Raw genomic sequence first — 7,803 nt, 5'->3', positions numbered from 1 at the left:
GAAGGGGAGCGACCTCGCAATTCAAGCCCCCTTCCCGCCCCAAGAGAAATAAAAATCACGGTATAAATTCTGCAAGCCGTGGATTTAATGATAAAATTTTATGTATATCTTGATGTCTGCATGTTTTATGCGTGATGTTCTTGTAAGGGGGCGGCGCTCAGAGTTGCGAGGTGCGCCCGCCCCCTTACCAACCCCCACCCGCGCGACGCTAGCGGTGCGGACTGCGTCCGCGTTAAATTTGAATTGCGACTGCGCCGCATAAATTCCACCAATAATAAAATTCTTTCGTGCTTAAAATTTTAAAATTCCAAGCGCAAAAGAATTTTGAAATTCCAAATACGATAAAATTTAAGCGATGGCGGAATTTTAGAATTCCTATTGGCGGCGAAATTTCAGAATTCTGATCGGCAACAGAATTTCAAAATTCCGTAAATTTGAGCGAAATTCTGAAATTCCGCAAATTTAAAACGATTAAGCAAGGAGGCCTCATTGAACCCGATTACCGAAAAGCGCAGCGTTTCGGGCTATTACTACGCCGAGGATCGCGAGTATGTGTACTTTGTGACGGACGCGCCGCGCGAGCAAAACTACCGCTTTATTTTCGACGCGGGCGCGATCTATTTGCAAGAGGGTGCCGCCGAGGTGCGGCTTAGCAGCGAGGAGGAGTTTTTCGCAGTCGTAAAAAAGATCCTAGCACAGTACCGCGATAAAATTTTAGAGCACTCCGCGGAGCTTGAGAATTACGAAAAAATCTACACGCGCCGCGGCGATTTTTCAAAATTTATGAAAAAGCACTCTATCCTAAAATATGAAATCCGCAAATTTCAAAACAAAATTTCGCATTTTTACGAGGCGCTGCTCATCTGCGCAAACGAGCAACCGGCGCTTAAAAAGCGGCTGAAAAACTATGCCTACGAAGCGGGCGTTTTCAAGGGCGTGATGAGCGAATACGCTGTCAGGATCGAGGATATCTATCAGTTCATCCAGGGCCTCAAAAACGACAAAATTAGCCGCAACATCTACATTCTCACGATCATCTCGTCGCTACTTTTGCCGCTAAATTTCATCACAAGCTTTTTCGGGATGAACACGACGGGGCTGTTTTTAAGCGACTCGCAACATGGCACGCTCATCGTGACGCTTGCGATGTGCGTGATTTTTGCGGCGATGGTAGGCTTTTTTATATTTTACGTCAAAAAGAGAAACTAAAGCGGAAAGGTTAAATTTTGAATAAAAACGAGCTAAAAAATATCCTAGGCGGATACCTCTTAAAAATTTTAACGCGCCGAGGACGGACAGATCAGCCGCCAGATCGACCGCTGCAAAATTTGCGATAGCCAAAATCTACAAGCGGCGTCGAAACGGGCGCGACAAAGCCTGCGGTGAAAAAACTAATAGGCAGCAGCGCGCCTGCTTCGTAAAACTCCGGCGGGCTGATTGCCGAGGAGCCGCTTAGTGCAGCATTTAAGCCGCTGCGTAAAAAGATAAAAATTCTATCTTTTCCGCAGATGATTTGCGCCGCATCTACAAGCAAATAAAGCTCGCAGGCTCTTGGCGGTCGGCAGCGCCTATCTTCCATCTCACCCTGCCGCCGCTTTGTAAATTTAAAATTTCGCGCCGCGGACAATTTAGAATTTTTGCCGCAAATGATTTGAAATTTCGCGCTTCAAACGATCCGTAAATTCTATGCCGGACTGCTTATAGGGCGATTAAAATTCTATACCTAGCACTCCCAGCGGTGCTTTTTCATACAGGCGCTCGCCTCTAAATTCCACGCCTTCGGCCTCTAGCAGTTCGCGCTGAGCCGCAAAGCTCGCCGCCAAGGCGCCCGCGTGGTTTACGACGCGGTGGCACGGGTAGTCGCCGTAGAGCTCTGCTTGCGAGAGCACGCGCCCCACGAGCCGCGAGCAAGCGGACAGCCCGATCAGGCGCGCGATCTGTCCGTAGCTAGCGACCCTGCCCGCGGGGATCTCCTCCACAAGGGTAAAATTTCATAGATCAAATTTTGCGTCAAAACCATGGCGCGATTATACTCTTTCGCATTTAAATTTAGACCTAAATGTAGCTGCTTTGCAGCGCTAAATTCGATATAATTTCTAAAATTTAGCGCTTTAAAAGGAGTAAGCTGTGGACGAAAAATTTCAATCAGACACGAAAGAGCTGGACAAGAAATTTGCCGCTATCCCTGAAAATTTAAAGAAGCGATACGATAGGCATAGATTTATCAGACGCGTGATTATGGCGTATTGGTCATCGGCGTTTGCTACTTTTTATTTTTCGATGATATTGGGAACATATTTAGAGTCATTTTTTACAAATATCGGCATAAAATTATCATCTGAAATTTTTATATATATTCGTAATGTCGCGATAATAGTTTTGCCTATATGTGCGACGATCTGTTTTTTGAAATACACTAAGACTAAGCGATACAGCAACTTTTTTATTAAGGATCAAGGAGGTAGTTTGTTGGTCTTTACGATCGAAAATTTTGCCAGCATAGTTTTGCTTTTGTATCCGATTTTGCTTTTTCTCGGACCATTTTTTGTCAAGGATGTCGGCGATGGGTACGGTGTTTACGCATTTTTATACGGTCTTATCGCAGCTCCAATCTGCTTGTTAATCTTTACGATATGCTATTTTTTCAATAAAAGCTCATATACGCCCGCCTCCGGGACCTCGGATCTACGCAGGGAGTCCGTCCTAGCGGCTCAAAGCGCAAAATCCGTAAAGGAAAGACTAGACGAACTAAATGAGCTTGACGCAAAATTTAAAAATATACCGCACAATCTAAAAAATCGCTACGACACGCATAGACTTATTAGACGTGCTAGCATGACGTTTGTGGGCTTTGTGGTTCTAGTTTCGTGGTTTGCAAGCTTTGTGAATAACATTCTGGGTGGGCTTTTTTCTCTTGCTGCGGTACTGATTTTGCCATATATTTTTACGCAAATTTATCTAAAGAGCTATCCGACGAAAAAATACAGCAAACTTTTCATAAAAAACCAGCGCCTTTCTTTGGCGATTTTTACGATTGAAAATTTAGCTAGCGTAGCTTTGATCCTCTATCCACTTACGCTCATAATAGCGGCGCTGATCGCTAAAAATAATGAGAGGATAATAAGCTTGCTTTTGAGCGGCTCAAATGTATTATCGCCTTGTTTTCTCGTTTTTGTAGCGTGTTATCTGTTTAATCGAAGCACCTATATTCCAAAGGACGAAGCGTAAATTTCACTAAATTTAACCTCGTGTCGGCGCCATGAATTTCATTAAATTCAGCCGCATTTTTAAATTTTACGACGCGGCGCCTCGCCTAATTTCAAAATTTGGTAGTTTTAAAATTTTACCTTGCCGAGGCCTTCGGGCGAGCGAAATTTAAACCGAATATTCAGTCTCTCTTTATATGTAAAGGAATATAATTTCAAAACAGATATCAACTTTGATTTAAAGGAGAAAAGATGCAAAATCAAAGACGAAACCTACTAAAGGTAGCCGCTTTGGCGGCGGGCGCTGCGATGCTCAGCACGAGCGAACTAGCTGCGAGCGAAAAGGCGTTTAAGCTCTCTAAGCGCGATCATAGCAAGCAAAGAGCGCTACTGCTCTCAAGCTCTGGCTACAAAGACACGAAGTATCTATCGCACGCGGTGTCGTGGATCGGTAAATTTGCGCAGGAGAACAACCTCGCGGGCAAAAAGATCGTTTTTATCCCTTATGCGAGTCTGCGCAGGAGCTACGACGAATATGAAAAGCGCGTCAAAGAGGCGCTTGCGAGCTTAAACTTAAACATCGTCGGCGTCCACCACGCTAAAAACGCCGCGAAGGAAGTCGCGAGCGCGGATTGCATATTCGTAGGCGGCGGCAACACCTTCAAGCTCGTACACGATATGTACGAAAACGAGCTCATCGCTCTGATTAGCAAAATGGTCGAGGACGGCACGCCGTATATCGGCTGGAGCGCGGGCTCGAACGTCGCGGGCGCTACGATGATGACGACGAACGATATGCCGATCATCGAGCCTGAGTCGTTTAATACCTTTAATATTTTCCCGTACCAGATCAATCCGCACTTCATCTCGGGCAAGCCTGCGGGGCACAACGGCGAGAGCAGAGAGGAGAGGCTGGAGGAATTTTTGATCGCTAATCAAAAATCGACCGTTTATGCGATGCCGGAGGGTACGGCGTTTTGGCTTGAAGGCGATAAGGCGACCGTGCTTGGACCTGCTGCGGTGCTAAAGATGAATTATAAACAAAAGGTTAAGTTGATCGAGCCGGGCAGCTCGTTTAAGTATTGATTGCACCTACTCAAATTTAACTGAGAGGTGCGCCAGGCGGCACCGCTCGTTTGAATGCGCGAATCGCTTAAATTTTAATTGCGGCGCTCGGCTAAATACGGGCGCCGCTTTTAAATTTACGCGGCAAAGCGCGCTTTGCTTATGCGGACGCGCGATCAAAATATAAGCATCGATTTTAAAGCGGCGCACGATCGCCGAAACCATAAAGAGTAAAATTTAAAACGCAGATAAAATGCCCCGCGTCCGCCTTCTTATGCCGCTCGGCGATTTTATTCCGTACATCGCGGACATCCTTGCCGACTGCGGCGGGACGGTATATTTGTAAAAAAGAAGCGGCAGCGCTTATGGCGCCGCCAAAACCGGTTCGAATGGCCTTCGAAACTTAACCGATCTAAGGCAAAGCTTAAATTTTTTTATCTCGCTGGAATCGCCGCAAGAGCCCTAATCGCCCGTAAGGATATTTTACGACGATATGCATCAAAGCATCATCGAAGGCACGGACGAGCCTGCCGGGCGCTGCATAAATTCGTAGCGCAGCGTGAAATTTCCATCCGATTTGCAGAGCTTGGTTTGAGCTTAAATTTAAAAATCCGCGTTGTCGCCGTAAGCTGAAATTTTGCGCGATTGTTTTAAAATACGTTTAAAATTTTAAGGAGAGCTCATGGCATTTTCAGATTTTTTCAAAAAAGGCGGCAAAAATAGCGCAAACGCCGCAAAGATCGGTAAGACCGCGCAAGAGCGCAAGGATATAAGTATCGAAATTTTAAAATCGCAGGGCGTGCCGTATATAGATCATCTGCCGCTACGGTACGAGACGGACGAGGTCACCCCGCGCGAAAAGGACGAGGTTATCGCCCGCGCGATCTGCTCGTACGCGGCGATAATGTGCGCCTGCTCGATCAGAGACGAGGGCAAGCTCGCGGATGAGGATAAACAGGGCGCGCAGGGCTTTCTTACGAACCGCTACGGCTGCATAGACAAGCTCACGCGCATGGAGCGCCGCGTCACGCAGGGCGAGGCAAGCCGCGACGAGGCCGTAAATATGGGCTGGAAATACGAGTCGCTGTGGGCGCTAATGTGGGCGATGGGGCTAGTGGAAGAGCTTAGCTTTCCGAGCGAGATCTGCGACTGCGCCTTTGTGATGGACACCTTTAGCGGCGGCGATTTTTCGGCGCGCGTAAAGCTGCGCGATACGGATGAAATTTTACAGGCGCTCGATCTCATCTACCGCTACCACTGGGCGTGCGTCAATGCCCGCGTGCACGGCTCAGACTGCGCAGGGCTCGACGAAGAGGTCGTGATGGAGAGACGCGGCGGGCTGGAGTGGCTGTGCTGCAAAGGGGCGGAGAATGATAATCTGACGGATGAATATAATGCGTGGGATTATCCTGATCTGAATACCTAGCGGCTCCTTCTTTTTCCTTTATACATCGTTAGAAATTTCGCCGAATTTCAGTCACGTATTATAATATGCGTTCCTTCATTTGGCTCTTTTCCGCCTCGTCTAAAGAAAAAATACTGCACCTTATCTTTGCGCGCGTTGTCTCGCTTTACTATACGTCGTTGCGTCTAAAATTTGCTCAGTCACGTATTGCACATGCGCTCCCATCGCAAATTTCATCCGCGCCTCGTCTGGCCTTGCGATACTGCCGCTTGCATTCTTTCGCTCAAATTTAAATTCGCCGAGATTTCGTGAAAAATGCTTTTGCCTTATTTCCGTAGAGCAGTATTTCCTAGCATCGCCATATTTAGTGCTTTAAAATTTTACTCGGTCACTACTCATATACGGTATCACCATCGTAAAATTTTAAGTCGCTCGGTCTGGCCTCGTGATACTGCTACCTGTGTTTTGCGCCAAAATTTAACCTCGATCGCGCGCTGTTTTTTCAAATCATAATATGCATGAGTAGATAAAAAGTACGCCGAATATGAGATAAATTTATAAATTGATTGGAGATAGAATTTTAAAATTATATTGCGAACTGCGCAAAGAGGATCATGGGAGCAGATCCACCAAAATTTCAGACGGGGCCTGCTAAATTTCAGAGCGCCGTGGAATTTCAAAATTTAAAGTTGCGGGCGAGCAAGGTACCCATCCGCGCATTTTAAGCCTGCGAAAGCAAACGCCTGCTAAATCTGAAAACAAGCGAGCTCGGGTGTTAGCTCAGCTTATATGAGCGGTGCGTAGATCGCTGCGCTAAGATGAAATTTTACGGCGCAAAACGGTAGCACAATTAAAGCCCCCGAGCATACCACTACTCGCATAAAGCACTGATGGTCGCGTCCGATATAGGTCTATGATAGTTGCGCTCCGCCTTAAGGCTGCGTCGAAGGTAAAATTTCGCCCCATTTGCGCGATCCTGCTTGCGGCGATTTTGTCCGTGAATGTAAATCAAAGCGATAACGCTGCATGTGTGCTTTCTCTACGAAAGAATAGATCTCTAGTAAAACGATAGGCGCGGCATCATGAGCGCGTTTTAAGTTATGTTTTGAATTTTTAAATTTAATTGAAATTTTTTGATCTAAATTTGCGACCGGCAGGAGTTAAACTTATGGGTTGAAATTTTATTTGAAGCTAGAATGTGAGTTTAAATTTCGACTCGTAAAGCGGGTTAAATTTAAGCGCCGTCTTAAAATTTAAAGAAGCGCCGGGGGTTGGCGATAAAGCTATCGCCGCACCCCTAACGCTCGTTAAGCTTAGCCGTTGCGCTTTTTGATGATCTCTTCGCCGACATTCTTAGGAACCTCGTCGTAGTGATCAAATTCCATCGAATAGGTCGCGCGACCCTGCGTCTGAGAGCGTAGATCGGTCGAGTAACCAAACATCTCCGAAAGTGGGCAAAATGCGTCGATGATCTTATTGCCGCCGCGTTCGCTCATATTATTGACCTGTCCGCGGCGCTTGTTTAGATCGCCGATGACGTCGCCCATATACTCCTCAGGGGTTTCTACCTCGACCTTCATCATAGGCTCCAAGATCACGGCACCCGCTTTTCTAGCGCCCTCTTTAAAGCCCATAGAAGCGGCAAGTTTGAATGCCATTTCAGAGCTGTCGACTTCGTGGTAGCTTCCGTCATAGACAGTTACGCGCACGTCCTCAACCGGGTAGCCCGCCAAAACGCCGTTTTGCATCGCCTCTTGGCAGCCCTTATCGACTGCAGGTATGTATTCTTTTGGAATCGCGCCGCCTTTGATATCGTTTACGAACTCATATCCGGTGCCAGGCTCCAAAGGCTCTAGGCGCAAAAATACGTGACCGTATTGACCGCGACCGCCCGACTGCTTAGCGTATTTGTACTCCTGCTCGACCGTTTTGCGGATAGTCTCGCGATATGCGACCTGCGGCTGTCCGACCTCGGCCTCGACTTTAAATTCTCTAAGCATTCTATCTACGATGATCTCAAGGTGCAGCTCGCCCATTCCCGAAATGATCGTCTGTCCGCTCTCCTCGTCGGTCGCGACCCTAAAGCTCGGATCTTCTTGCGCCAATTTTTGAAGCGCGATACCCATT

The 7,803-nt window shown here is 47.0% G+C and carries 6 protein-coding genes and 1 pseudogene; 4 read left to right on the top strand and 3 right to left on the bottom strand.

Annotation, left to right across the window (positions count from 1 at the left end; genetic code table 11):
- Positions 1-489: 489 nt before the first annotated feature.
- Complete coding sequence (locus Q0460_RS09245; protein WP_299086467.1) at positions 490-1,209, top strand: CorA family divalent cation transporter; 720 nt, start codon at positions 490-492, stop codon at positions 1,207-1,209.
- 91 nt (positions 1,210-1,300) lie between these two features.
- On the opposite strand, the gene Q0460_RS09240 is transcribed toward Q0460_RS09245, so the two are convergent.
- Positions 1,301-1,579, bottom strand: a complete 279-nt coding sequence (locus Q0460_RS09240) for a hypothetical protein (protein ID WP_299086466.1) — start codon at positions 1,577-1,579, stop codon at positions 1,301-1,303.
- A 130-nt stretch (positions 1,580-1,709) separates the two neighbouring features.
- Positions 1,710-1,979: an MGMT family protein gene (locus tag Q0460_RS09235; RefSeq protein ID WP_299086465.1), complete on the bottom strand. Its 270-nt coding sequence runs from the start codon at positions 1,977-1,979 to the stop codon at positions 1,710-1,712.
- A gap of 148 nt (positions 1,980-2,127) precedes the next feature.
- On the opposite strand from Q0460_RS09235, the gene Q0460_RS09230 reads away from it, so the two are divergent.
- The 3 genes from Q0460_RS09230 (at position 2,128) to Q0460_RS09220 (ending at position 5,697) form a co-directional block, all read left to right on the top strand.
- Positions 2,128-3,228 carry a hypothetical protein gene (locus Q0460_RS09230; RefSeq protein WP_299086464.1) on the top strand — a complete coding sequence of 367 codons (1,101 nt, stop codon included), beginning with the start codon at positions 2,128-2,130 and terminating at the stop codon, positions 3,226-3,228.
- A gap of 230 nt (positions 3,229-3,458) precedes the next feature.
- Positions 3,459-4,292 carry a dipeptidase PepE gene (gene pepE / locus Q0460_RS09225; RefSeq protein ID WP_299086463.1) on the top strand — a complete coding sequence of 278 codons (834 nt, stop codon included), beginning with the start codon at positions 3,459-3,461 and terminating at the stop codon, positions 4,290-4,292.
- Between the two features lie 661 nt (positions 4,293-4,953).
- A complete protein-coding gene (locus Q0460_RS09220; protein ID WP_299086462.1) occupies positions 4,954-5,697 on the top strand; it encodes a DUF4272 domain-containing protein in 744 nt (247 codons plus the stop codon).
- Positions 5,698-6,989: 1,292 nt separating this feature from the next.
- Here the strand turns inward: Q0460_RS09220 and fusA are convergent.
- Positions 6,990-7,803 (bottom strand): annotated as a pseudogene (gene fusA, locus Q0460_RS09215) (elongation factor G); the annotation flags it as partial.

It is taken from the genome of uncultured Campylobacter sp., from assembly GCF_937980635.1.
Lineage (GTDB): Bacteria > Campylobacterota > Campylobacteria > Campylobacterales > Campylobacteraceae > Campylobacter_B.
This window is presented reverse-complemented; position numbering and strand designations above follow the sequence as displayed.

Bases quoted from the DNA above. Each gene is read 5' to 3' on its own strand.
- Q0460_RS09240 (WP_299086466.1), bottom strand. From the start codon at position 1,579: ATGGAAGATAGGCGCTGCCGACCGCCAAGAGCCTGCGAGCTTTATTTG.
- pepE (WP_299086463.1), top strand. From the start codon at position 3,459: ATGCAAAATCAAAGACGAAACCTACTAAAGGTAGCCGCTTTGGCGGCG.
- Q0460_RS09220 (WP_299086462.1), top strand. From the start codon at position 4,954: ATGGCATTTTCAGATTTTTTCAAAAAAGGCGGCAAAAATAGCGCAAAC.